Source organism: Paenibacillus sp. SN-8-1 (assembly GCF_050995535.1).
GTDB lineage: Bacteria > Bacillota > Bacilli > Paenibacillales > Paenibacillaceae > Fontibacillus.
Genome location: NZ_CP194782.1, coordinates 1,093,271 through 1,117,720 on the forward strand (window position 1 = coordinate 1,093,271; position 24,450 = coordinate 1,117,720).

At 48.0% G+C, this 24,450-nt stretch carries 24 protein-coding genes and 6 tRNA genes; 27 read left to right on the plus strand and 3 right to left on the minus strand.

Annotation, left to right across the window (positions count from 1 at the left end; all coding sequences use genetic code 11):
- Positions 1-197 precede the first annotated feature (197 nt).
- The 5 genes from ACRRNK_RS05120 to ACRRNK_RS05140 all read left to right on the plus strand — a co-directional run bounded on the left by ACRRNK_RS05120 (position 198) and on the right by ACRRNK_RS05140 (position 6,007).
- A complete protein-coding gene (locus tag ACRRNK_RS05120) occupies positions 198-1,358 on the plus strand; it encodes a DUF4367 domain-containing protein (protein WP_433945725.1) in 1,161 nt (386 codons plus the stop codon).
- A gap of 236 nt (positions 1,359-1,594) precedes the next feature.
- Positions 1,595-2,791: an alanine racemase gene (alr, locus tag ACRRNK_RS05125; protein WP_433946809.1), complete on the plus strand. Its 1,197-nt coding sequence runs from the start codon at positions 1,595-1,597 to the stop codon at positions 2,789-2,791.
- 232 nt (positions 2,792-3,023) lie between these two features.
- Positions 3,024-3,305, plus strand: coding sequence for a CopG family ribbon-helix-helix protein (locus tag ACRRNK_RS05130; protein ID WP_276575549.1), 282 nt, complete (start codon positions 3,024-3,026; stop codon positions 3,303-3,305).
- Between the two features lie 2 nt (positions 3,306-3,307).
- On the plus strand, positions 3,308-3,658 hold the full coding sequence (locus tag ACRRNK_RS05135; protein WP_127199609.1) for a type II toxin-antitoxin system PemK/MazF family toxin: 351 nt from the start codon (positions 3,308-3,310) through the stop codon (positions 3,656-3,658).
- Between the two features lie 138 nt (positions 3,659-3,796).
- Positions 3,797-6,007, plus strand: coding sequence for a Tex family protein (locus ACRRNK_RS05140; RefSeq protein WP_433945726.1), 2,211 nt, complete (start codon positions 3,797-3,799; stop codon positions 6,005-6,007).
- A 242-nt stretch (positions 6,008-6,249) separates the two neighbouring features.
- Here the strand turns inward: ACRRNK_RS05140 and cmpA are convergent, their stop codons facing one another.
- Both cmpA and ACRRNK_RS05150 read right to left on the minus strand, forming a co-directional pair.
- Positions 6,250-6,384: a cortex morphogenetic protein CmpA gene (gene cmpA / locus ACRRNK_RS05145; RefSeq protein WP_433945727.1), complete on the minus strand. Its 135-nt coding sequence runs from the start codon at positions 6,382-6,384 to the stop codon at positions 6,250-6,252.
- A 71-nt stretch (positions 6,385-6,455) separates the two neighbouring features.
- Entirely contained in the window at positions 6,456-6,815 is a 360-nt protein-coding gene (locus ACRRNK_RS05150; protein ID WP_433945728.1) for a hydrolase/acyltransferase, read from the minus strand.
- Between the two features lie 113 nt (positions 6,816-6,928).
- On the opposite strand from ACRRNK_RS05150, the gene ACRRNK_RS05155 reads away from it, so the two are divergent.
- The 10 genes from ACRRNK_RS05155 (at position 6,929) to ACRRNK_RS05200 (ending at position 11,076) form a co-directional block, all read left to right on the plus strand.
- Entirely contained in the window at positions 6,929-7,390 is a 462-nt protein-coding gene (locus ACRRNK_RS05155) for a SprT family protein (protein ID WP_433945729.1), read from the plus strand.
- A gap of 64 nt (positions 7,391-7,454) precedes the next feature.
- Entirely contained in the window at positions 7,455-7,691 is a 237-nt protein-coding gene (locus tag ACRRNK_RS05160) for a hypothetical protein (protein WP_433945730.1), read from the plus strand.
- Positions 7,692-7,907: 216 nt separating this feature from the next.
- On the plus strand, positions 7,908-8,210 hold the full coding sequence (locus ACRRNK_RS05165; RefSeq protein WP_433945731.1) for a putative quinol monooxygenase: 303 nt from the start codon (positions 7,908-7,910) through the stop codon (positions 8,208-8,210).
- 365 nt (positions 8,211-8,575) lie between these two features.
- Positions 8,576-8,651, plus strand: a tRNA-Asn gene (locus ACRRNK_RS05170).
- A gap of 9 nt (positions 8,652-8,660) precedes the next feature.
- A tRNA-Ser gene (locus ACRRNK_RS05175) sits at positions 8,661-8,752 on the plus strand.
- A gap of 343 nt (positions 8,753-9,095) precedes the next feature.
- Positions 9,096-9,170, plus strand: a tRNA-Glu gene (locus ACRRNK_RS05180).
- Positions 9,171-9,303: 133 nt separating this feature from the next.
- Positions 9,304-9,379 (plus strand) — tRNA-Lys (locus ACRRNK_RS05185).
- Positions 9,380-9,392: 13 nt separating this feature from the next.
- Positions 9,393-9,475: transfer RNA gene (locus ACRRNK_RS05190), tRNA-Leu, on the plus strand.
- A gap of 230 nt (positions 9,476-9,705) precedes the next feature.
- Positions 9,706-10,794 carry an IS200/IS605 family element RNA-guided endonuclease TnpB gene (gene tnpB / locus ACRRNK_RS05195; protein ID WP_433945732.1) on the plus strand — a complete coding sequence of 363 codons (1,089 nt, stop codon included), beginning with the start codon at positions 9,706-9,708 and terminating at the stop codon, positions 10,792-10,794.
- A 199-nt stretch (positions 10,795-10,993) separates the two neighbouring features.
- Positions 10,994-11,076 (plus strand) — tRNA-Leu (locus ACRRNK_RS05200).
- Between the two features lie 117 nt (positions 11,077-11,193).
- Here ACRRNK_RS05200 and ACRRNK_RS05205 read toward each other — a convergent pair.
- Positions 11,194-12,543: an Nramp family divalent metal transporter gene (locus tag ACRRNK_RS05205; protein WP_433945733.1), complete on the minus strand. Its 1,350-nt coding sequence runs from the start codon at positions 12,541-12,543 to the stop codon at positions 11,194-11,196.
- 313 nt (positions 12,544-12,856) lie between these two features.
- On the opposite strand from ACRRNK_RS05205, the gene ACRRNK_RS05210 reads away from it, so the two are divergent.
- The 12 genes from ACRRNK_RS05210 to ACRRNK_RS05265 all read left to right on the plus strand — a co-directional run bounded on the left by ACRRNK_RS05210 (position 12,857) and on the right by ACRRNK_RS05265 (position 24,350).
- On the plus strand, positions 12,857-13,135 hold the full coding sequence (locus tag ACRRNK_RS05210; RefSeq protein ID WP_433945734.1) for a hypothetical protein: 279 nt from the start codon (positions 12,857-12,859) through the stop codon (positions 13,133-13,135).
- 167 nt (positions 13,136-13,302) lie between these two features.
- Complete coding sequence (locus ACRRNK_RS05215) at positions 13,303-13,725, plus strand: thiol-disulfide oxidoreductase DCC family protein (protein WP_433945735.1); 423 nt, start codon at positions 13,303-13,305, stop codon at positions 13,723-13,725.
- Positions 13,726-13,892: 167 nt separating this feature from the next.
- Complete coding sequence (locus tag ACRRNK_RS05220; RefSeq protein ID WP_433945736.1) at positions 13,893-15,056, plus strand: hypothetical protein; 1,164 nt, start codon at positions 13,893-13,895, stop codon at positions 15,054-15,056.
- On the plus strand, positions 15,053-16,318 hold the full coding sequence (locus ACRRNK_RS05225) for a CpaF family protein (protein ID WP_433945737.1): 1,266 nt from the start codon (positions 15,053-15,055) through the stop codon (positions 16,316-16,318). Before ACRRNK_RS05220 ends, ACRRNK_RS05225 begins: the two co-directional genes overlap by 4 nt.
- The gene (locus ACRRNK_RS05230) at positions 16,296-17,096 is read left to right on the plus strand and encodes a type II secretion system F family protein (protein WP_433945738.1); all 801 of its coding nucleotides are present in this window, start codon (positions 16,296-16,298) and stop codon (positions 17,094-17,096) included. The genes ACRRNK_RS05225 and ACRRNK_RS05230 overlap by 23 nt, the downstream gene beginning before the upstream one ends.
- Before the next feature lie 12 nt (positions 17,097-17,108).
- Positions 17,109-17,981, plus strand: coding sequence for a type II secretion system F family protein (locus ACRRNK_RS05235; RefSeq protein WP_433945739.1), 873 nt, complete (start codon positions 17,109-17,111; stop codon positions 17,979-17,981).
- A gap of 40 nt (positions 17,982-18,021) precedes the next feature.
- Positions 18,022-18,216 carry a Flp1 family type IVb pilin gene (locus tag ACRRNK_RS05240; RefSeq protein ID WP_433945740.1) on the plus strand — a complete coding sequence of 65 codons (195 nt, stop codon included), beginning with the start codon at positions 18,022-18,024 and terminating at the stop codon, positions 18,214-18,216.
- On the plus strand, positions 18,213-18,872 hold the full coding sequence (locus ACRRNK_RS05245; RefSeq protein WP_433945741.1) for a TadE/TadG family type IV pilus assembly protein: 660 nt from the start codon (positions 18,213-18,215) through the stop codon (positions 18,870-18,872). The genes ACRRNK_RS05240 and ACRRNK_RS05245 overlap by 4 nt, the downstream gene beginning before the upstream one ends.
- A gap of 32 nt (positions 18,873-18,904) precedes the next feature.
- Positions 18,905-21,112, plus strand: coding sequence for a hypothetical protein (locus ACRRNK_RS05250; protein ID WP_433945742.1), 2,208 nt, complete (start codon positions 18,905-18,907; stop codon positions 21,110-21,112).
- On the plus strand, positions 21,081-22,052 hold the full coding sequence (locus ACRRNK_RS05255; RefSeq protein WP_433945743.1) for a TadE/TadG family type IV pilus assembly protein: 972 nt from the start codon (positions 21,081-21,083) through the stop codon (positions 22,050-22,052). The genes ACRRNK_RS05250 and ACRRNK_RS05255 overlap by 32 nt, the downstream gene beginning before the upstream one ends.
- 18 nt (positions 22,053-22,070) lie before the next feature.
- Positions 22,071-22,577 (plus strand): A24 family peptidase, encoded by a 507-nt coding sequence (locus ACRRNK_RS05260; RefSeq protein ID WP_433945744.1) that lies wholly within the window; start codon positions 22,071-22,073, stop codon positions 22,575-22,577.
- A 27-nt stretch (positions 22,578-22,604) separates the two neighbouring features.
- Positions 22,605-24,350 (plus strand): DUF6382 domain-containing protein, encoded by a 1,746-nt coding sequence (locus ACRRNK_RS05265; RefSeq protein ID WP_433945745.1) that lies wholly within the window; start codon positions 22,605-22,607, stop codon positions 24,348-24,350.
- The last annotated feature ends 100 nt before the right edge of the window (positions 24,351-24,450 follow it).

A 24,450-nucleotide genomic window follows, 5' to 3' on the forward strand; every position in this document is an offset into this window, starting at 1 on the left:
AGGGGAAGTCATTTGGCTTCCTTATTGTAGAGAAACCCGGGTCATTGATGACCTAGGGTTTCTTTTTTGTTTTGGTAGTTTTTTGAAGCTCCTATGTAAAGTCCCGGCTTGTCAAACATGTCCGCATAATCGTCCAAGTTCTCACATAGACATGTATCAAGTTTAGGAAAATTCATATGGGCTAAGGGGATGATACCATGCGTCGAATCACATGGGTGCTAACCATGGTGATAGCTTTCAGCATGCTGCTGGCTGCTTGCGGAACGAAGAATTCTGCTGATGTTGTCAAAGACTTGGATCAAGTCGTTACAAAGATGGAAAGTTATGAAGGTACGGGAACGATGACCCTACATACCGGCGAGAAGCCTCAAGAATACCGGGTGGAGGTATGGTATCAGAACCCGTCCTATTACCGCATTGCTTTAACGAACGCGCAAAAAGATGTGACCCAGATTGTGCTTCGCAACGATCAAGGGGTGTACGTGCTAACACCGAGCCTGAACAAGAGCTTCCGTTTCCAGAGCGATTGGCCGGAGAATCAAGGACAGGTATATCTGTATCAGACCTTGGTTCGCAGCATTCTGAACGACACTTCCCGTCAGTTTGTGGATGATAAGGACAGCTATGTTTTTGATGTGGCTGCCAATTATAACACCCAGACCCTGGTTCGTCAGAAAATTTGGCTGAACAAGAAGGACTATGCTCCAAAACAGGTCCAGGTTTCAGATTCGAGCGCTAATGTCGTCGTTGAAGTGAAGTTTGACAAGTTCAAATTCGATGCCGGTTTTGACAAAAAGTCATTCGATATGCAGCAGAACCTGAAAAATGCTTCTACGCCGAACTCCAAGGGCACGATTTTGGAAGTGGACGAGAACGGACAATTAGTCGAGAAGACCCCGGATCAGAACCAAGCGGCTGATGCGTCCAAGAGCACCAAGGATACAACAGCTGAGCCTGGGGACAAGGACAATAAGGCGGCTGGGGATTCTGCCAAGCTTCCTGCTTTGAGTGAGACCTTCGGGGTCATTATGCCAACCTACCTTCCTGAGGGGGTAGCCAAGAAAGAAGAGAAGGTCGTCGAAGGCAGTGAGAACAGTGCGGTACTGCTTCGTTATGATGGAACATACCAATATACACTGACCGAGGGCAGAGCAGCAGACCGTTCAGTATCTTTAGCGGCAAATGGTCAGGTTATCGATCTAGGCTTCACTTGGGGATATCTGACGGGTTCAGATCAAGAGACGCAGAACCTGGCCTGGACAGTGGATGGCCTTGAATTCAATCTGACCAGCAACAACCTTCCAGCAAATGAAATGATCAAGATTGCCGCTTCTATGCAGGACCAACCGGGTAAATAATAGTAGGTAGACGGATAACGGCTGTTGGGAGGAATGATCCTCTTCCCTTCACACCGTCCTTCCGTCCTCTTTTTTTATCTGCTGATGAAAGTGGAGTGTTATTCGGTTTCTTCTCCCGGTTAGCGGGTTTATTTGCAGAAAAAGGTTTCTCTATCGCAATTGACAGCCATCCTTGCGAACATTAACATTAATTTATTGTGTTAATGGATTTTCAAACATTAGAGAAGGTGACCTCATTGCAAGTAAACTATCGACCCACCCAAGTAGAAGTTGATCTGGACGCACTCAAAGCCAACTATTTGGCATTCCGTCAGGCTCTGCCTGAAGGTATGAAGCTTTTGGCCTGTGTTAAAGCTAATGCTTACGGCCATGGGGCTGTCCAGGTAGCCAAGGAAATGCAGCGCGTGGGTGCTGATTATCTTAGCGTAGCATTTCTGGATGAAGCTTTGGAGCTGCGGCAGGCAGGCATTACGCTGCCCATCCTGGTACTCGGGTATGTGCCGCCGCATGGTGTTCAGGTGGCTTGGGAGAACGATGTAACGATTGCTCTGTTCAGTGACGATGTGCTGACGGCTATTCAGGAAATGAAGTCCTCCCAATTCCCGCATAAGCTTAAGGTTCATATTAAAGTGGACTCGGGAATGGGACGGCTGGGTCTGTTACCCGGTGAGAGGCTGACCCGATTTGTCGGTGAAGCGATGGCAGTACCGCATGTGGAGGTAGAGGGTTTATTTACCCACTTTGCGACGGCAGATGAGAAAGATAAGACCTATACACTGGAGCAGTACAGACGTTTTCAGGGCGCGTGCGAAGCACTGCGGGAGCAAGGTTATGAGATCCCGATTATACATACGGGCAACAGTGCTGTCGCCGTAGATATGCCGCAGATCTCTTGCGATATGGTTCGTATAGGTATTTCTCTATACGGTCTATATCCTTCGGAAGAGGTCGAGCAGACTAAGGTGAAGCTAAGCCCGGTATTAACGCTGAAAACACAGGTTGTCTTCGTCAAGACGCTGCCCCCGCATTCAGGCATCAGCTATGGAATACGCTATACGACTGAATCCGAGGAGCTGATTGGTACGCTTCCGATCGGTTATGCGGATGGCTATTCACGTATGCTGACGGGGAAGGCGCAGGTTCTGATCCGCGGACGCCGCGTTCCTGTCGTTGGAACGATCTGCATGGACCAGTGTATGGTATCATTACAAACTTTTGCCGGTATGGCAGAGGAAATTCAAGCTGGAGAAGAGGTTGTCCTCATAGGTCAGCAGGGCGGAGAGACCATCACCGCAGGCGAACTGGCTTCAGAGCTCGGCACCATCCCCTACGAGATTATTTGCATGCTGGCTCACCGCATACCGCGGCTTTACACACGTTCAGGAGTGCCTGAACTCAGGGTGAATCCGCTGGTTGTGCCCGGCCAAGTGTAATTTACTACCCTAAAGTTTTTACCGGTATGAAGGAATTGTTTTGGAGCATCCCGAATATATCAAGTAATTGGAAAATGACAAATGGTATGTACGCCATTGTAGTTTCCGTTTATAATGAGATGCAGCATACTTGATATACAGGGAGCATATATTCCTTTGTATAAATTTCCTTGGATAATGATATACTGGTCCTAGGGAAGAAGGTCGAAAGGTTTGTGGGGGTGTAAAGTAATTGGCCAATATGCAGAGCACCAAAAGAATCATGATCAGCTTGCCAGATTATCTTTTGCAAGAAGTGGATGGGATTGTAGCTCTGGAGAATTCCAACCGCAGTGAACTTATTAGGCAGGCAATGAAGCTCTACTTGAACGAGCGGAAGAAGCGTTACATCCGTGAGTCCATGCAGCGCGGTTACATGGAGATGGCGAAGATTAACCTGACCATGGCCTCTGAAGCGTTCCACGCGGAGGAAGATGCGGACAGTACTCTGGACCGGCTAGTAAGCGGGGTGTGAACATGATCGTAAAGCGCGGTGACGTATTTTTTGCTGACCTCTCACCTGTTGTCGGTTCCGAGCAGGGAGGGGTAAGACCGGTGCTTATTATCCAGAACGATATCGGGAACCGTTTCAGCCCAACGGCCATAGTTGCTGCGATTACGGCTCAAATTCAGAAGGCAAAGCTGCCGACTCATGTTGAGATTGAAGCGGCTACACACGGGTTTGACCGGGATTCCGTCATTTTACTGGAGCAGATACGAACCATTGACAAGCAAAGGCTGACTGACAAGATCACCCACCTTGATGAAGAGACGATGAAGAAGGTGGATGAGTCATTGCTTATCAGTGTGGGACTGATTGATTTCTAACTAAAACATGACCTGATTATAAAAGGTGCGCCGGGGAGACTTGGGCGCATTTTTTATTTGGGGCATTAGGCGGCTGGCAATATAAGCTGAAGTTTGTGATAATAAGTTACATATAGTTTAGAGAAAGAGGGATTGGATTTGTCAGATATCGAGACGTTGGCGGAAGTTACGCCTCAGGATGTGCAAGCGGAAGAGCAAGAGCGGATTATTCAGCAGATCGCCAAGGAACTGCAGATCTCCGTCAAACAAATACGCACAACGATCGGGCTGCTGGGCGAAGGGAATACGATCCCGTTCATTGCCCGCTACCGGAAGGAAATGACGGGAGAGCTGGACGAGAACCAGCTTCGCAATATTGAAGAACGGGCAGCCTACTTGCGCGGCCTCGAAGAACGCAAGCGTGAAGTCATCCGAATTATTGATGAACAGGGTAAGCTTACGAAGGAGCTGGCTGCTGCAATTAAGCAATCAGGCAAGCTGCAGGAAGTGGAGGATCTCTATCGCCCTTACCGCCAGAAGCGCAAGACGCGCGCGAGTGTAGCGAAGGAGAAGGGACTTGAGCCCTTGGCCGAATGGCTCTTATCCCAGCCTAAGCAGGGTGACCTGCTAGCTGAGGCTGCGAGCTATGTCAACGTGGACAAGGGAGTGGAATCTGCAGAGGAAGCCGTACAGGGAGCCATGGATATTGTGGCTGAAATCCTTGCTGACGATGCCTCGGTTCGAGCCTGGGTACGCAGATATACGTTCGATCATGGCATGATTGATACGGCAGCGAAGGATGCGGAACAAGAATCGGTCTATGAGATGTATTATAGCTACCGGGAACTGGCCAAGAAGATGCCGCCGCATCGTATTCTGGCTATTAACCGGGGCGAGCGTGAGAATGTGCTGAAAGTCTCGCTGGATGTCCCGGCAGAGCCGGTTCACAAGTATATTGCCGGCCAAATCATCAAAGGGCATTCTCCGGTAGAGGCTGCGCTTCATACCGTGATTGAAGATGCCTACAAACGGTTAATTGCTCCGTCCATTGAACGTGAGGTAAGAGCCGAGCTGACGGAGAAGGCCGAGAATCAGGCCATCTCGATCTTCTCAGGCAACCTTCGCAGCCTGCTTTTGCAGCCGCCGGTGAAGGGCAAGAACGTCCTTGGCGTGGACCCCGCCTACCGGACAGGCTGCAAGCTTGCCGTTGTCGACGACACGGGCAAGCTGCTTGAGGTGGCAGTGACCTATCCGACACCGCCGCATAACAAGAAGCGCGAAGCTGCCGCCAAATTTAATGAGCTGATTGATAAGTACGCCATTCAGCTCATTGTCATCGGGAACGGAACGGCTTCGCGCGAATCCGAGCAGTTCGTCGCTGAAATCATCGCCGAACGTCAAGAGCAGGAGCTCGCTTACCTGATCGTCAGCGAGGCTGGGGCCAGCGTCTACTCCGCATCGAAGCTCGCGCAGGAGGAGTTCCCCGCGCTCGACGTCGCTGAGCGGAGCGCGGTCTCTATCGCCCGCCGGGTGCAGGACCCTCTGGCCGAGCTCGTTAAGATCGATCCCAAAGCCATTGGGGTCGGCCAGTACCAGCATGATGTCTCCCAGAAGCATCTGGAGGAGAGCCTGAAGACGGTCGTTGAATCTGCGGTTAACCATGTCGGTGTGGATGTGAACACCGCATCCCCGTCACTACTGTCCTATGTCTCTGGTGTTAATGCTACAACGGCGAAGAACATTGTGAAGTACCGCGAAGAGAACGGCAAGTTCACGAACCGCAAGCAGCTTCAGAAGGTTCCGCGTCTTGGAGCCAAGACCTATGAGCAGTGCATTGGCTTTATGCGTATTCCGGGAGGAAGCGATCCGCTTGATCGCACGCCGATTCACCCGGAATCTTATTCGGTGGTCACCCGCCTGCTTAAAGAGCTGAATATCGAGCCGCAGCAGCTGGGCTCCAAAGAAGTGGCTGCCCAGCTGTCGAGTCTCCAGCCCGAGCCGCTTGCTGAGAGCCTTGGCGTGGGTGTACCCACACTGAAAGACATCCTGGAGAGCTTGCAGCGTCCGGGGCGTGATCCCCGTGAGGAGCTGCCGCTGCCAATCTTCCGTACGGATGTACTGAAGATTGAGGACCTTGTCCCTGGGATGAAGCTACAGGGTACGGTACGTAACGTAATCGACTTTGGCGCATTCGTGGATATCGGGATCAAGAGCGATGGGCTTGTTCATATTTCGCAGCTCAGCAGCGGGTATGTGAAGCACCCTATGGATATTGTATCCGTTGGTGATAATGTGACCGTCTGGGTTCTCAACGTGGACGTGAAGAAAGGCCGGGTTGGCCTGACGATGCGTGATCCCGAGAAGAACTAGAATATAAGCACACAGAAGGTTGTCTTCTGGCAGTTGATCTGCCGTGGACAACCTTCTTTTTGATGAGATATTCAGCTTATCTGAGGCAAGTCCGGCAGGACTTAGGCATAGCGTTCTTTTTTGGCTTAGCAGTACCTATCCACCTAATATATGGAATTACACCCTTGTATCTCTCTTAAAGACAAGAAGCCATCACTAAGCCGTAACGGCGTTAGAGATGGCTTCTTAGGAACTGTCAATGATTACAGCTGACCTGCCTTATGATTGTCTTCGGAGCGATTGTAGTAGAAGAACCAGCACTCGTTAAGCAGCTTGATCTGGCGCCGGTCCTTCTTATGAAAAGCCCGCATGATTTGATTGCAGAGCCATTTTGGCAAAAGGCTCAACCTCCTGTCGGATTCCCTTAATATGCATAGCATATGGGGAGAAGCCCGGAAGTGTGCAGGTCCTACACGGATTGTTCTGCCTCTTCCTCGTACCACTGCTCGAGCTGGGCCTGTAGAGCGCGGATCTCGGTTAGCAGCGAGATAAGAGGATAGCTGGTCTCCTTAATCGAAGAGAATGAAGCTTCTAATGTGTTGATGTAATCAAGTCCACTGGTGATGTGGCTAGTCTCTTCAAGCAGATCAAGCCGGTCGCACTCAGCTACCGCTTTGGGAAGAGCGGGAATTTGCTCAGCTGTCAGCTTGGCAATCTCCTTGTGAAGGCGAAGATTCAAAGCGCTCAGCTGATAGGCATAATCCGCGGGCATTTCCACGAATTGCAGTTCATGATCTAATTGTAAAATGACGTAACGCATAGTCTGCATAAATGGATGACTCCCTCCAATGATTCCTACTTGACAGTGTAGCGTAATCAGAAGTTAAAATTCAAGTGTATGTACCGGGATTTCTGGACGGCAAAAAAGGAGAGATGATACCTGTGACTAACGATGAGCTGCAGGCATGGGTAGAGGAGATATCCCTACACAGCTTTGGTCTGCCGTTTCGGCATAAGGCTTCCTTCAACGCGCGGCTTAGAACGACAGGCGGCAGATATTTCATGAGAACCCATCATATTGATATCAATCCTCATCAGCTTGAAGCCTTCGGAAGAGAGGAAGTCGAGAAGATTATCAAGCACGAGCTGTGCCACTATCACCTGCATTTGGCAGGAAGAGGGTACCAGCATAGAGATCCTGAGTTTAAGGCCTTACTGCACAAGGTCGAGGGCAGCCGCTACTGCCAATCGCTGCCGGGTACTTCTGGCCGAAGATCACAGCCATACCGCTACAAGCTGGTCTGTACACGCTGCCGGATGGAATATTTGCGCAAGCGAAAGGTTGATCCTGGCCGCTATCGCTGTGGAAGATGCTCTGGAACCTTGAGGATGGCAGAACTTTAATATTCTCAGTCAACGATCGCCCGTGATATACTTGAGATCAATTCAAGAATGAGGAGTGATCCCATTGGCCAAATCAAATGCCAAGAAGCAAAGAGACAAGCTGAGCCGTGAAGGCAGACGCAATCCTGAGGCCGGAAGAAGCCCCTTTGTTTTTACAGATATGAGAACAAGGAAGACCAAAACCAAACATGAGAAGATGTACTTGATCAAACACAAGAACCAGGTTTCCAGAGGCGGAGATGAGGGTTCTTTTTATTTTGCCTATATAAGTAGGAATATCGATCATAAGGCAGCGAAGTGAATGGCCTTAAGGATCACTATCCCCAGGATTTAATAAGGTGAAACTCCGGTCACATAGGCGAATGCATTGCTTCTTAAGATTCAGTTTCTCTCTTACCTATGGGTAATTCTTAGGTTCAATCTATATAGTATCAGGTTAGCTTTACAGCAAGGAATGTGGGATGGAGACCTCGAATAAGAAAGAAAGTTGATCTATGTTACCTAAAGGAGGATAAGTATGAGCAAATTTGGATTATATACAAAATTCAAGACTCATGAAGGTCAACGTGACGCCTTGGTTGATTTACTGCTTGCAGTTGCAAGTGGGATGGAATCAGTGGAGGGCTGTGACCTGTATGTGGTTAACATTCCAGATAACGAGACGAATAGCATTTGGGTGACCGAAATATGGAACGATCCATCAGCCCATAAAGCCTCGCTTACCTTAGAGGAGGCAAGAGTGCTTATTGAAAGAGCCAAGCCATTCATCACTGGGATAGAACAAATTAAACTTAACCCGCTAGGTGGCAAAGGAATTTAGGATATATTTTACATTATTAAGCGACTTGTGTGCTCATAAGTGAACATGTCTTACATATACATGATAGTGGGAACGTACAAGGAATAGCCCTGGGGAGAGGAGAGCTGGACCGAAGGAGTATTTTGCGGATGGAATGGAGGAGAGGCACCATGAGTGCTGAACTGCTTATTCAACTGCTTGTGCTCATCATTATGATTATCGGTCTGGATCACCACAGAAAGGATTCCTGAGTTTCCATTACAAAGACCTGGCCTGTAGGCTGGGTCTTTCACATGATGTTCAATAATTTCCAGGAGGCAGTTATCCCTAAACTCCTTGACTTTGTTAAGCCATCATGATAAATTAATTGAAGTATAAATTATTGTTCCCTGATAGCTCAGTTGGTAGAGCACTCGACTGTTAATCGAGTTGTCACAGGTTCGAGTCCTGTTCGGGGAGCCATTTCTATTTGGAGAGATACCCAAGTGGCTATAAGGGGACCCTCTGCTAAGGGGTTAGACTGCGTAAGTGGTGCGAGGGTTCGAATCCCTCTCTCTCCGCCATAATTCACATATCATGATCTTACATAACGAACAGGGGCTTCTAAGTTTAGAATCCCCTGTTTTTATTTTGTCCTTCTAACCTGAGTGGGTCAGGTTAAGAGGGGGGGGGCAGCTTCATGTTCTATCTGCAAGGTCAATTTGTGGATGAATGAGCTTTGGACGATATTCGTGATTCATGATTAGTCCTGTGTCTATGGGTTAATTTCCGACCGCCTAGAGTTCGTTTTTTGGCAAAAATTCATCTTTATCAAAAATGTTATAAAAAAAAGCTTGTCAGCCTTATCCGTTTTTGATATACTCATTTTTGTTGTCACACGAGAGCAACTCGAAATACCTAAAACATGGCCCGTTGGTCAAGGGGTTAAGACACCTCCCTTTCACGGAGGTAACAGGGGTTCGAATCCCCTACGGGTCACCACCTTCATTAACAGCTTCAAGTGGGGATGAGAACCCATTAGGGTTCGTCGGAGTAATTGCTTCGGTAGGAATTCATCGCAGTCTCGTTCGAAGAATGAGTATCCCTTAAGGGTCACCACTTTCATTCTTAGTAAGAGCCATTAGCTCAGTTGGTAGAGCACCTGACTTTTAATCAGGGTGTCGAAGGTTCGAGTCCTTCATGGCTCACCATTTAATTTCATATGCGGTCGTGGTGGAATGGCAGACACGCTATCTTGAGGGGGTAGTGGGTGTATACCCGTGGAGGTTCGAGTCCTCTCGACCGCATCATTGTTTGAAGCAGGAGGAGCCTTATTTACAAGGCTCCTCCTGTTTTTATGTAGATAACAACGGTGCTGGTAAGAATTTTGGAATTGAAATGGGAGTGCTAATTTATCAAAAAAGTAGCCGAGAACACTCCTTCCTCTTCAGGGAGGAGATGAATCGGCAGCACTCATTTTTAGAGAACATATGTGCTATAATATAAACTATAAACCCAATTCAAGGAGGTGTGTGGCATGCTGGTTCATAAAGCCTATAAATATCGATTTTACCCAAATTCCGAGCAACAGCAGCTCATTTATCACATGTTTGGCTGTTGTCGTTTTGTGTTCAATCATTTCTTGGGCTTGTGGAATGACACTTATGCCTCAACCGGAAAGGGGTTATCTTATAACTCCTGTGCCACACAGCTGCCTGCACTTAAAGCTTCTTTTGAGTGGCTTAAGTTAGTCGATAGTATTGCCTTACAATCGGCGGTTCGCCATGTGGCAGATAGCTTTGATCACTTCTTTAAGAAGCAGAATCAGGCTCCACGCTTCAAAAGCCGCAAGAATCCTGTTCAAAGCTATACCACCAAATATACGAATGGCAATATTGCAATTGAAGGGGATAAGCTCAAGCTTCCGAAGCTAGGATGGATTCGATTTGCCAACTCCAGGGCATGTGAAGGACGTATTCTTTCCGCTGCAGTACGCCGAAATGCGGCGGGCAAATACTTTGTATCGCTTGTTTGTGAAGTAGATGTGCAGTCATTTCCTCCGGCCGATAAGCATATTGGCATTGATCTTGGCTTAAAAGAGTTTGCGGTCTGCTCAGATGGCATGCGAGTTGCAAATCCAAAGGCTTTCCGCAAATACGAGAAAAAGTTGGCTTTCTGGCAGCGCCGAATGAGTCGTCGCACTAAAGGTGGCTCGAACTGGCATAAAGCCAAAGTCAAAGTAGCTTGTATTCATGAAAGAATTACAAATATTCGCCAAGACTTCTTGCACCAGTTATCTACGAAGCTGATTCGTGAAAACCAAACGATGAGCATTGAAGATCTACAGGTAGCAAATATGCTTAAAAATCATAAGCTTGCGAAATCCATCGCAGATGCGTCTTGGAGTGAGTTTAAACGTCAGCTCACTTATAAAGCTCAGTGGTACGGACGCACGTTAAAATTCGCACACACCTTTACTCCAACGAGCCAAATGTGCCATATCTGCGGGAGTAAAAATAAAGATGTGAAAAACCTATCCGTGCGGCAATGGACATGTGCTTCATGCGGATCTTCGCATGATCGCGATGAAAATGCCGCTCACAATATTAAAAATCTTGCCGTATAAAGTAACATGGTCATGAACTGCGGGAACCGCAGGGATCGCCTGGTTAATTTTGCTTCGATTGAAGCAACCACCCAGGAATCCTCCACTTCTTTAAGTGGCGGGAGTGTTCAAAAAGTGGCTTCATTTAATTTCCACTTTACATTTGTGCTTGGCAGCTATATAATATGAAGTGTTCGCTTGAAAAATAGTGATACACCACGCGGTCGTGGTGGAATGGCAGACACGCTATCTTGAGGGGGTAGTGGGTGTATACCCGTGGAGGTTCGAGTCCTCTCGACCGCATATCGTAATGCAGGAACGATCTTTTTGCAGATTGCAAAGAGGTCGTTTTTTTCTTGTTTAGATACAGAAGAAGGCCCCCGTTCTCCTATTAGAGGAGTGCGGGGGCTTATTTGCAACTTATGAAGCAATAGTCTGAACCAGAAGGAAAATATTAAGTGTAATAATGATTCCTGTAACGAACCAAGCTAGAATGTTAATCCAGGTTTTGTTGGCGAACTCGCCCATCTTCGTTTTGCTGCTTGTAAATTTCACAAGAGGAACAACAGCGAATGGAAGCTGTAAGGAGAGAATCACCTGACTGAAGATTAATAAGTCCTGAACACCAGAATCCCCGTACATTGCTGTTACAATTACTGCCGGAACGATGGCGATCAAGCGGGTGATTAGACGCCGCAACCATGGTTTGAGGCGAAGATTAATGAAGCCCTCCATTACAATCTGGCCTGCAAGTGTACCGGTAAGCGTTGAATTTTGACCTGAAGCCAGAAGGGCTACGGCGAACATGACGCTTCCCAGGGTGGTCCCTACAATTGGAGTCAGCAAATGATAGGCATCGCCAATGTCCGTAACCTCAGTCAGACCGCTGGTATGGAAAGCTGCAGCCGAGACGATGAGAATCGCGGAGTTGATGAATAAGGCAAAGGTTAAGGCGATTGTCGAGTCCCAGGTCATATACTTGATGGCTTGACGTTTTCCAATAGCGGACTGATCAAATTGACGAGTCTGAACGATAGAAGAGTGCAGATACAAGTTGTGAGGCATTACCGTCGCCCCTAGAATAGCAATAGCTACATACAGCATCTGCGGATTGCTGATCACTTCTGCATTTGGAATATAACCCGTTAGGACACTACCCATATCCGGACTTGTCAGGAACAGGTCAATTCCGAAGCATACGGCAATCGTTGCAATCAGCACAATAATGAGGATCTCAAGGAATCGGAAGCCTTTATTCTGCAAGATCAGAATTAGAAGGACGTCAACTGCGGTTATGATTACCCCATATAGCAAAGGCAGTCCGAATAGTAAATTGAGTGCAATTGCGGTCCCGATGACTTCAGCCAAATCACATGCGGCAATGGCCAGCTCACACAATATCCAAAGTCCGAAGACAACCGGCTTGGAGTAATTGTCCCGGCAGGCTTGCGCCAAATCCTTCCCTGTGACAATTCCGAGCTTACCAGCTAGTGACTGAAGAAGTATGGCCATCAGGTTGGAAATTAAAATAACAGACAGCAGCGTATAGCCGAATCGTGAACCGCCCTCGATATCCGTAGCCCAGTTACCTGGGTCCATGTAGCCAACGGCCACCATGTAACCCGGTCCTGCGAAGGCGAGGAACTTCCTGAACCACTTCGCGTTGGTCGGAATCCGAAGAGAGCGATGCGCCTCCGGAAGCGACGGAAGTCCTTGATTCGATCTCCAGCCGGGTAAGCGCCCAGCCGTGCTTTCTTGAATGTCTTCCATTGGAATCACCCCTTTAGTCATTCATAATTTAATCCGAAATTCATGCTTTCACTCATATTGTACACCTACAATAGTTTTTGTCTAGGGAAACTTTTTGGTGAAAACGGTTTATTGCTAATTTTTTTAATGTTTATTGGAACTCGGTATTTAAGGGCATTTGTCCGGTATTTATATGTATGCCCTACCGGGATAAAAGGCAACTCGGCTACCAATAATAATTACAGTCCTTAGCTTAGTTGACATGCCGCCTAAAATTATTTAATATGTCTAAGTACTGAAAAAAGATCGAAATTTAATTAAACGGGTGATGAGCATGTCTTACAGACCAATTGTTGAGAACGTGACCGAAGCCAGCAGCAACCAGAAGGATGGCTTGTACGAATTTATTGTCAAAATGGTCGATGGAACGAAGTGCCGCGTGTTCTATCATCGCTTTCCAGAATGGAAGCTTACGAACATTAGCCGTCTTCTTCAAAGTCCTTGCCCGATTTGCCGCAAAGATTTCATTTGCAAATGCATGGATAACTTTGCCGGAGATATCGGACAACAGATCGTAGACGGACAATATTTGGATAAAGCAGAAGCCAAATAGACACGGGCGTTAGGCAGATAAACAAGGTGCGGGGATTAACCTCGCGCCTTTTTTCTATTATGATAAGAAGATAACAGAGCGGGTCGCTCTTCATTTATATTTTTAACCAAATCCGAGTTAAGTTTTACAGTTCGCTCTAATCTAATCTTAGGGGAGGGGGAAGGGTAATGAGCCAGCAGGATCATCCGGCATATAAGGGGCCAATTGTGCTTGTGGACGGCGTCTGTCATTTATGCCAAGGACTCACGAAGTTCCTGATTAAGCGTGATCGTGCAGGCCGTCTGCGGTTCGCATCCCTGCAATCAGACGCCGGGCAGAGACTTCTAGCCGAAGGCGGGATGCCCCTTCATTCATACAATACATTTGTACTTATAGAAGACGGGCACTATTACACGCGTTCTAAGGCAGCTTTGAAGTTAGCGCGCTGGCTTCCTTTTCCATGGCCGCTCTGGTATGGACTCATCGTGATCCCCTCTTTCATTAGGGATGCGGTGTATGATATTGTTGCACGTAACCGGTATCGGTGGTTTGGCAAGGACAATGCCTGCATGATCCCGACTAAAGAGATAAGGGAGAGATTCCTGGAATAACAGATGTTCATGCTAGTCAAATGTATAATAAGGACTTGCTAGCTTAGTATAGATGTGATATTCTAACTGTAAATTTAAGGAACAACGGCAACGGAAGCACCGTTCATCAACCGAGTTATCGGTTTTTGAGCGGTGCTTTTTTTGTTGTTCATTAGGGGGATGAGTGGATGGTTCCTGTAAGGATTGTGCTAGCCGTGCAGGATGAATTTTATATTGAAGCGTTTATGCATTATGTCAATTGCAGTGAATTCAATCAGAAGCTAAGGGTGACTGCGTTTAGCAAAGTGGAAGCATTTCAGAAGAGAATGCTCGATGCCCGGGATGTGCCGGATGCCGTGGTGGCGGAGTCCAGATATTTGGAATCCTGGAATCCTCCGGCAGGTGACAGGCAGATTCCCAGAATAGGTCTTATTGAAGGGGAGCAGGATGTGCAGGATGGTGTTATTGTGCTTCACAAATACCAGCCGCTTAAGGAGTTGCTCACTTCAATTATGTCGGCTGTTCAGGGACAGCGAAAGCCTCTCATAACCCCATCTGCTGGCAGAACAAAGGTAGTCGGAGTCTACTCGGTGAATGGGGGCAGCGGAAAGTCGACTACAGCTCTACACCTTAGCAGACAGCTGGGCTCAGAGGGACTGGGGGTGCTGTATCTGAATCTGGAGACGGCTGGCAGCGGATTCCCTGGAGCTTCTGGAAGACAAGAGAATGAAATGTCCGGGTTAGCTCGTCTTCTCTATGATTTGCAGGCAGCGGAAGATAAGGGTGACAGGCTTGAGCTGTCATCTGCCAATTATGTGATCCGCGATCGACATCTTCAGGCGGCCATGTTCGAGCCACTCTCAAATTTAAATGAATTATTAGAACTTACTAAAGAGCATACGATTCGGCTAATTGACTTCCTGGCGGAGAGTGGAACCTACGATCTTATCATGATAGATACAGACAGTTATCCATCTGAACGAACGGAAGGAGTGCTGGAGCGCTGCGACCAGCTGATCTGGCTGCTCACGGATGATATCGGTGCTGTTCACAGGACAGACCGGTGGCTCTCTCACCTGGAGCGAACGAGGGGGGATCTCTATGCAGATCTGGTTCAGAAGTCGATTTTTACTGTGAACCGGTGCCTCGGGAATCTTGTGAATCAACTTCCGCTGGGGAATGTAGTTCCCTATCTTACACTCCCTTACGTTCCAGCTTGGAAGCAGTTGAACTCCTGGGAGGAGCTCTTTCATTCTCCAGAATATCAGCGTGATCTGATGAAGCTGTCTGGTCAAATTATGGAGGTGTCAGGCTGTCGTTCTGAACCGGTGGAAGGAGGGGGATGGGAATGACGGAGGAGTGGTTCAGACAGCTTCGCGGTGAGATTAGAGCAGGCCTGGATGTCACTTCGAGTATGAATGATAGTGAACTCATGGAACATATCGAACGCCGGGTGCTTCGGGATGAGCATGTCAAAGATTTAACCGCGGCAGAGAAGAGAAAAGTAGTTCGCAGAGTCTATGACTCATTCCGGGGGCTGGATGTTCTCCAGCCTCTAGTGGAGGACAAGTCCATTACGGAGATTATGATTAATAGTCACCAGGAAATATTCATCGAGCGCAAGGGGCGCGTGAGTCAGATGGATATGAAATTTGAATCTAGAGAGCGCCTTGAGGATATTATCCAGTCCATCGTATCGGCAGTGAACCGGGTGGTCAATGAATCGTCACCCATTGTGGATGCCCGCCTCAAGGATGGATCACGGGTCAATGTGGTGCTTCCGCCGGTCGCTCTGAAGGGGCCTACCATGACCATTCGCAAGTTCCCGGAGCGACCTATGACTATGGATGACATTGTCGCTACTGGATCACTGAGTGAAGAGGCGGCCGTGCTGCTGCAGGACCTTGTCCGGAGCAAATACAACATCTTTGTCAGCGGAGGAACAGGCTCGGGTAAGACGACCTTTCTTAATGCGTTATCTCAGTATATCCCTCCGGATGAGCGTGTCATTACGATTGAGGACTCTGCTGAACTGCAGATTACGACCGTTCCGAATCTTGTATCGCTTGAGACACGCAATTCGAATACGGAGGGCAAGGGAGAGATATCTGTCCGGGATTTGATCCGGTCATCTCTGCGTATGCGGCCCAACCGGGTGGTTGTGGGCGAGGTGCGGGGGCAGGAGGCGCTGGATATGCTTCAGGCGATGAATACTGGGCACGACGGCTCTCTTTCAACCGGTCACGCTAACAGTACGTCTGACATGATCAGCAGGCTGGAGACAATGGTCTTAAGCGGAGCAGAGCTTCCGATCCAGGTGGTCAGGCAGCAGATTAGCTCGGCTATTGATATATTTGTACACTTGTCCCGCTTAAGGGACCGCTCCCGCCGGGTTACTGAAATCTCGGAGGTGATTGGCATGAGGGACGGGGAAGTGGTGTTGAACTCGCTTTATGTTTTTAAGGAGACTGGGGAACAGGGAGGGCGTATTCTTGGAGGGCTAGTGCCGACGGATAACTCTCTCTACCATACATCCAAGCTCAGTATGGCCGGACTGCCAGGCAACAAGTATGAAAGGGAGCGTCTGTCTGATGAAAGTTCATGTCCAGCGTAGAGTCAATGCTGTGAATGGTGGCGCCAATGCGGTAACACTTCCGGATTATAAAGTGCACATTCTAACGTCCCGTCAGAAGCTTATCAGTGTGATTGTAGGGGGAATCTTGCTTTTTACAGTGGGTTATATATTTTTTCACGTTTGGTTCCTGTCCGCAATAGTCGGAGCAGGGGGCATATACGCCCCGAAAATCTGGAGTAAGTACCTTCTGACAAGAAGAAGAGAGGCTCTGTCCCTTCACTTCAAACAAGCTTTGTACTCCCTTTCTTCTTCGCTAGCGGCGGGGCGTTCGGTTGAGAATGGATTCCGGGAAGCGATCTCTGATCTGCGTCTTCTATATCCCGATGCGCGAAATGATCTCATTTCCGAGCTTCATATTATTTGCACAAGAATGGAGTATGGGCAGCCTGTGGAGGAGGCGCTGCAGGATTTTAGCCAGCGTGCGGGGATTGAGGATATTACGAATTTTGCCGATGTGTTCACAACCTGCAAAAGAACGGGCGGGGATCTCGTGGAGATTGTGCGGCGGACCTCTGGCATTATTAGTGAGAAGCTGGACATCAGCCAAGAAATTTCCGTCATGATCGCTCAAAAGCGGTTTGAGTCAAAAGCCCTGCTTGGGGCACCGATCTTCTTTCTGCTGTTCATGAACTTCTCCTCACCGGACTATATGGAGCCCTTATACAGTGGTATCGGACTGTTCATATCGGGGATTGCTCTGCTTATGTTCGGAGGATGCTTCTGGATGATTAATAAGATTATGAATATTCGAATATAGGAGGCTGACTGATTGCTAATATGGACAATTCTGCTCGGTACACTTGGAGTCAGCTGGGGACTCCTGTATAAGAAGTCAGCCGGAACTTATAAGGACTGTGGAGAGTTCCACATGGATGGCCTCAGACTTCAGAAGCTGGCTCCTCCCATGCTCTATCTGCTGGATAGGGCGCGGTTTGCCGGACGATTCCCGATGTTCTTTTTCAAAGTACAGCGTTCTGTCCAGAAAATGTGCGGGGAACGAAGAGTGGGTGACCTCACGCTTATATTTCTTGCGGAGATGCTTTCTTATTCATGGCTTCTACTGGCCGCAGGCGCAATGTTCTCTCTTCTTATGGGAGGGGACCCAGCAGGATTTGGAATTGGGGTAATGCTTGCAGTGTTGATTCCGGCAGCGCTGGTTACGGATCTACACCGGAAGGTTGTAAGAAGGGAACAAGAGATCATTATGGAGCTGCCAGAGCTGCTTAATAAGATCATTCTGCTTGTTGGCGCAGGGGAGACAGTGCAGAAGGCAATCCGGCATTGCCTTGAGCGCAAACGGGATCAAGATCATCATCCGCTATACCGCGAATTGCTCCAGATGTCACGAGAGATGGACAGTGGATATTCGTTTCAGCAGGCTCTGGAGAGCTTCAGCAAGCGCTGCGGAATACAGGAAGTATCTGCTTTTACCACAGCTGTGCTGCTTAACTTCAGACGAGGGGGGAGCGACTTCGCGCTTGCTCTTCGGGACTTATCTCATTCGTTATGGGAGAAACGGAAGGCGGTTAGCCGAACCCGCGGTGAGCAGGCCTCGTCCAAGCTCGTGTTCCCTATGCTGCTGCTCTTTTTGATTATTGTTGTTCTGGTTGGAACACCGGCCTTTATGGCCATGAGTTTGTAAAGAATATTAACTAATTGAACTTAACTTAGGAGGAATTAGAATGTTAACGACAATCCAAGGGAGAATGAAGCAGCTGTGGAAGGATGAGAAGGGCCTCGGGATGCTGGAGATTATCTTAATCATCGCGGTAATTGTAATCATCGCTGTTATTTTTAGAGAACAGCTCTCTAATATTGTTAGGAATCTATTGTCGAAGGCAGGATCGAAGACGGACGAATTCATGGATGGAAAATGATCAGGAGGCTGAAAAGAGATATAAATGGCAGTTTTACACTTGAAGCTTCGTTAGTCATGCCCATTGTTCTGATGTGCACAATGCTGTTGTTATTTCTCTGCCTGTATTTGTATCAGACCTCGATTCTCCAGCAGACAGCTGCGGTTGCGGCTGAACGTGCGGCAAATACCTGGGATAATAGCTACCGTGATGCCCGAACGGGTGCCGTGGAAGCAGACAAACATGACGGATTGTACTGGAGATTAACGGATGACTCTATGGTGCAGGCTTTATTCGGCCTGGCCGGAGCTGAGCGGACGTCCACTCTGTCCCTGCCTTCAAGTGGGACGAGTGATTCACTGGCTGTAACCAAGCTAAGCCATACCGGTCAAGAGGTGCCATCACATATTAACGGAACGATGGAATACAGCCGGAATCTGCTGTTGAGGAAGGTGACTGTTTCACTGGATAGGCTGATTCACTTAGCTCCGCTGGAAAGAGCCATGGGCAGCGACCTGAAGCAGCTTGGACGATCCGATTCCTATGTTGTTGAACCAACGGAATGGATCCGTACTGTTGATCTGGGGAGGTACTACACTGCCAAGTTCAAGAGCGGGAAGGGCTCGGGAGCTAGCCCGCAGGAGGCTGGAGCTGCCTTGAAGCAGTATGCCAAGTAGAGGCCATTCGTAGGTGTGAAAGGAGGGCATGAATGTTTCATAAGGAGCGCTCCGAACGCGGTGCGGTAACTGTATTTTTGATTATTATCTTTGCTTTCGTCTTTGCATTTGTCTCCATATTTATTGATTATTCACGGATGTCTGCGCTGCAGGCACAAAGTGAGCAAATTTCACACGCCGCGGTACGTTCCGTTCTATCGGCCTATGACCCGGATCTCCTTGAACGTTACGGTTTATTTGCTTATGGAGGAACCGATGAGAATTACATTATGACTAAAGTGCTTCAGGATGAGTTCGACCTGCTCTCCCGAAGCGATGATCTGTCGATAATGAAGGCCAAGCTGGATAGTTCATCGGTGCAGCTGGAGCGGCCGCTGGGGAGTCACCCGGTCTTCACCCAGCAAATTCGTGAACAAATGAAGTATAAAGCGCCTATCGACTTCACGATCGAAGTCGTGAATAAGTTCAAGCCAATGTCAAGCGTGATGAAGGAAGCTTCCGATACCGTGGATGTGATGGGAAAGCTTCAGAAGCTTTATGATGAGCGTGAGGATAAGCTTAATCAGCTGGTCGACCATCAGCGAAAGTCTGCAGCTGCGGTCCAGGAGCTCTCATCATATATATCGAACAGAGGAATCTCCTGGATTCCGGATGAGCCGTTAAATGGAAGTATCTCTACCACGAGGGACGCGGCAGCCCAGTTCGAAGATTATAAATCCAAGCTAGAGGAAGATAGTAAAAGAAAGCCAATGGATAAAATGTATGACATACAAATTTCATACTATACAAACGGGGTTTCACAAGTATTTAATCATGTAACCAGAGGTCAGAGAAATGCGGCGGAGAAGCATCAAGAGCTGCTTCCTGCCGCCAAGGAGCTTGCTGAGCAGGCCAGGCTCATCAATGACCAGATGAAGCAAATAATCAGCGATTCCGAGAATCGCTCTGCGAATAACGGGTATGACCAGGTAGGATCAGGTGTATCTGGAGGGGACCAAGCTGGAAGCGAAGAGATCAGGAAGATTCGTGAGCAGAGCAGAAAGCTCCTTCTTCCGGAGAATCTACTCACCCAAATGGAGACGAACATTGAAGATCAGAAAGTAAGCTTCACTCGTCTTAATGGGCAGGTAAGCGGACTTTTAGCACAGGAAGGATCTCTTCTTGGCATTGCAGGCAGCTCTGGGCCAATCAAGAATGCAATTGTGTCTACAGGACAAGAGGCGGACAATTACCTTCGAAAGTTTGTAGATGCAGGAGGAGCACTCGATCAGGAATCGAAGCAGCTGGAGTCCTATAGAAGTTATGATGAAGCTCGTAAGAAGACGGAACAGGAAGCCAAGGGAAAGCTTGAACAAGCCGGTAATATACTTAAGCAGTTATCAGGGCTCAAAGAGAAGATGGATGCTAAGCAAGAGGAGTTCAATACTCTGGAAGGATATTTCAATGAGAACGTAAATTTGAATGCCAAGGGCAGCTCCAGCAGCCCTGGTCAGGCTTCTTCAGGCAGTGATCCTTATGCGTCCGGCCAGCAATCGATGGACAATATGGACAGCCTGTATGGATCGATGTCATCTCTCCTTAGCGGATTGACAGATAATTGTTACCAGACAGAGTATGCTGCGGATTATTTTAAACACTTTGATGTCACGAAGCTAAAAGAAATTGTGAAAGGAGGCGGCTCAGGTTCCCTTAACGGCCTGATCGATCAATTTGGGCCGGAGCAGCAGGAAATGGAGTATATCCTTTATGGCTTCCATAATCCTGGCGGGAATATCGCGGCTGCCTACGGAGAGATATTCGCTTCCAGATTGGCTGTAAGAACAATGGAAGGCTTCATTAAGAACAGCTCGGCCGGAAATCCCTTGCTGATACTAGCCTTGGCCCTGCTATACGGTATTGAACATGCGATTCAGGATATGGTGACTCTATGCGAGAAAGGGAGTATCCCTCTAAGCGATTATTTCAAAGTTGAGCTTAGTTACCGGGATTATTTAAGAATATTCATGCTCCTTCATGGGCAAAGTGACGGGCGGCTGTCCCGGATGCTCGCCTTGATCAGGCTTAATACCGGAATTAACCCTGACCAGCGGAACACTTATATTTCGAGTGAGATCACGATTGCAATGCCACTTTGGTTCTTGCCTGGTGTAGCCAAAGCCTTGAACGCGTCCGGAGTTCTGGAAGGTCGGGTGGAAGGGAACCGGTATTATGCAGTTAAAAAAGCAGACTACTCTTATTAAAGGCTGGCGTAACGTCCGGGGAAGTATAGTACTTGAGGCATCGCTTGTATTGCCTGTTTTTCTGTTATTTATTTTCTTTCTTATATACATGGTTCAGATGACGGTTATTTCTACGCAAATGCGTAATGTGGTCTCAAATGCGGTGAAACAAGTTTCTGCTTCAATGTACCCTGTCGCATTGGTCGTGAAATCACAGCAGGATAAGGGAGAAGAAGGCGGTGTCAGCCTTCAGATGCCTAAAGTGTCATTATCTGAATGGGCTGCCAAGTTCACTTCGCAAATGCAGCCTCCTTTCTCGGATTGGGTTAGAGAGGCCGCAGCCAAGGGAGATGAACCGTTGCAGGATTTGAAGAATCAGCTGTCAGAAGCGGTGCTCGATCCGGTAATCAAGCCGCTGCTGCATCCTTTTATGGAGGGTACGATTCTTAATGAAGATAGACTGCATGTCAGCAGGGTTGTTGTGCCCGATTTGAAAAAGGGGAAGAATCCGTATTTCGGCCTAGAAGTCAGCTATGAGCTGCCTATTAAGGTCCCATTCACTTCCGGTAAGATTGTACTCCAATCCAAAGCTGTGGAACGGCTATGGATAGGGGATACCGATGAACAGTCTGATAACGGGACGGAGGAGGGGCCAGATAAGAAGGGTCAAGCGGCAGTGGTCTTATCCAAGCCCGAACCCGCCTATACAGGGAATCAGGCCCGAATTCAGGCACGGGCCGAATCCGGCAGTAAAGTTACTTTAACTGTGTACTATAAGAGCGGCAAGAGTGTTGCGAAATATTTGGGTGAGGCAGTAGCGGACTCATCGGGCAATTTAGAATGGAAATGGTTGATATCGGGGAACACCACACATGGAACCTGGACATTTGTATTGGAGACAGAAGAAGGTGTTCGGACAACGGATAGTTTTCAGGTGACAGGTAAAGGAAGTACGAAGTAAGTAATCGGAGGAGACCTCATGGACTTTGGATTTGTGGGATGTTTGATTTTTCTGTTAGCTGCGTTTGTTACGGATATCAGGTGCATGAAGATTCCTAATAAGCTCACCATACCTGCGATGATAACAGGAGTGGCGTACCAGGTGTGGGCTGGTGGCTGGATGGGGCTGGCATCTGGGCTCAAAGGAGCAGTGATTGGATTCGGAATTATGCTAGTGCTGTATTGGACCGGAGCAGTTGGGGGCGGAGATGTAAAGCTGTTCGGAGGTATTGGGGCTTGGATGGGTACTGGCTTCACTTTGACCTCTCTGGTCTACTCTATTGTATTTGCCGGGATTCTCGGACTCATGATTCTAATCTGGAGAAGAGAAGTCTTTCAGAGGATAAGGGGAGTACTGAACAGTGTACTAGGAGCCATTATTCTTAGAGGGCTTGGACCACTTAAGAGCAAAGAGAGCGATATGCTGAGCTTTCCCTTTATGCTCGCGGTATTGCCTGGCGTGTTGACTGCTTACTACTACTTGTAACAAGTAAAGTATAGAGGAGGTCTTGAATTGCTTAGTCTGCTGACTGATTTCGTTCGAAATGGCGGCACGTTTATGGTGCTCTCGACAGAAGAGGGACTCTTGTCCACTGAACTCAGCCGAGCACAGTGTGGTATGATCGCATCCGCATCTATTCCGCATTTGCTCAAACTTGATGTGAAGGAAATCGATCTTGAAGTAACTCTGCATTACGATATTACGGGAAAAAGAATGCTCTCACAGTGTATGAAGAGTGAGAAGATCAGCATGCCGGAGCTCTACGTTTTACTGCTTCAAATGGTTAATGCTCTGGATGAGTCAAAGCAGTATATGTTACAGCCATCGAATTACTGGCTTAATGAGAATTACATATTTGTGGACGGAAGCTTGAATTTCGGGAAAATATTCCTGACGTACATTCCTCTACAGGAAGAGTTCACCTCTGAGCCAATCCAGAGCCAGCTGCTCGCTTTAATCATGAAGCTGATCACTTCGGTATCAGTACTTGAGGGGACGGGTGTACAGAAAATCATGCAGTTATGCGGAAGCGACCTGTTCTCTCTGGCCGGGTTTAGAAAGCTCCTTCGGGAGCTTCTTGCTGGAGGTGGTGAGAATCACTCTGAAGATGAGAATTCCAAGCGGGCTTTCAATTCTAACCATGAGCTGTTCATGAACCGGAGAAGTCAGACAGGCAGCCAACCTTTTGCGAGAGAGTCAAGCAGAAGCCTGCCCTCGCTTGACCCTCCAATGAAGGGCATTATTCATGAACCGGATCTGAGGAAGCTTGAAGATGGTAACTCAATGGAGACAGATGAGCCAAAGCAGGACGGGAACTCATCCTCAATTAGAACCTATGTTTTATTAGGGACAGGACTCTTCGTGGCATTACTGTGGAAATTGATTTATCTTGATAATCCGGGTACCACAGGTCTCTATATATGCGGGGCGATCACGGCTCTTATGATTGCTGGGGTGATCTGGTTCTTAAGCGGCCATAGGTCTTTAACTGACTTCAGCAATAAATTTAAATCCAGGCAAGGCGATATAGAAGGTAATAAAGGATACACCGAATCTTCCGCTGATCAGGCAGCTGGGGATCAAGGTAGATGGGGGAAGTGGAATCTGGATGAATTCCTGACAGAGAATAACAAAGCAAATGAAGAGACGGTAAGCTCGAAGGGCTGGAATGAGACCGAATGGCGGTGGAATGATCAATTTCTGATTCGAGAGCAGGGTGTAGACAATAGCCCGCATTCAGCGGACAAGGTAATTCCTGATTATAAGGAAACATGGGGAGGTGTACATAGTCCCTCAAGCTATGTCACCAATGAAGTGCCACGGATAAGAAATGAGGATCAACTTAATCCTGGAAGAAACTATTACGAACAGCTGAGCGGGAAGACAGAGATGCTTGGTTCATCAAGGCAAGCTACAGTTCTGCTTAATGGACAGGGAGATGCGAATAACTATCCTCAGACTCCTTACCTGGAAAGAGTGGAGCAGGGAAGTGGAACTTCTGAGAGAATCGTGCTTTCAGGGGTCAGCTTTGTGATCGGCCGCTCTGAGGAAGTAGTTCAGTATGTCGAGAAGACAGTTGGAACATCACGTGCTCATGTCGAGCTGACCATCCAGGGCAGGAAATGCTCGATTAGAGATCTGGGGTCAAGAAATGGGACCAAGCTCCAAGGGGAGGTTATCGCTCCATATAAGGAGTACCCACTTGAAGTTGGCAATACATTCTCGATTGCTACAACAAGCTTCAAGCTATGTATCTGACACTCCGGGTGTACATTTTGTAATAATCTCGCCAAGATGCACCCGTCCGTGCTACCCAGAGCATAGCAATTTAACATCTGGTGATGATCATTCGGGGTTA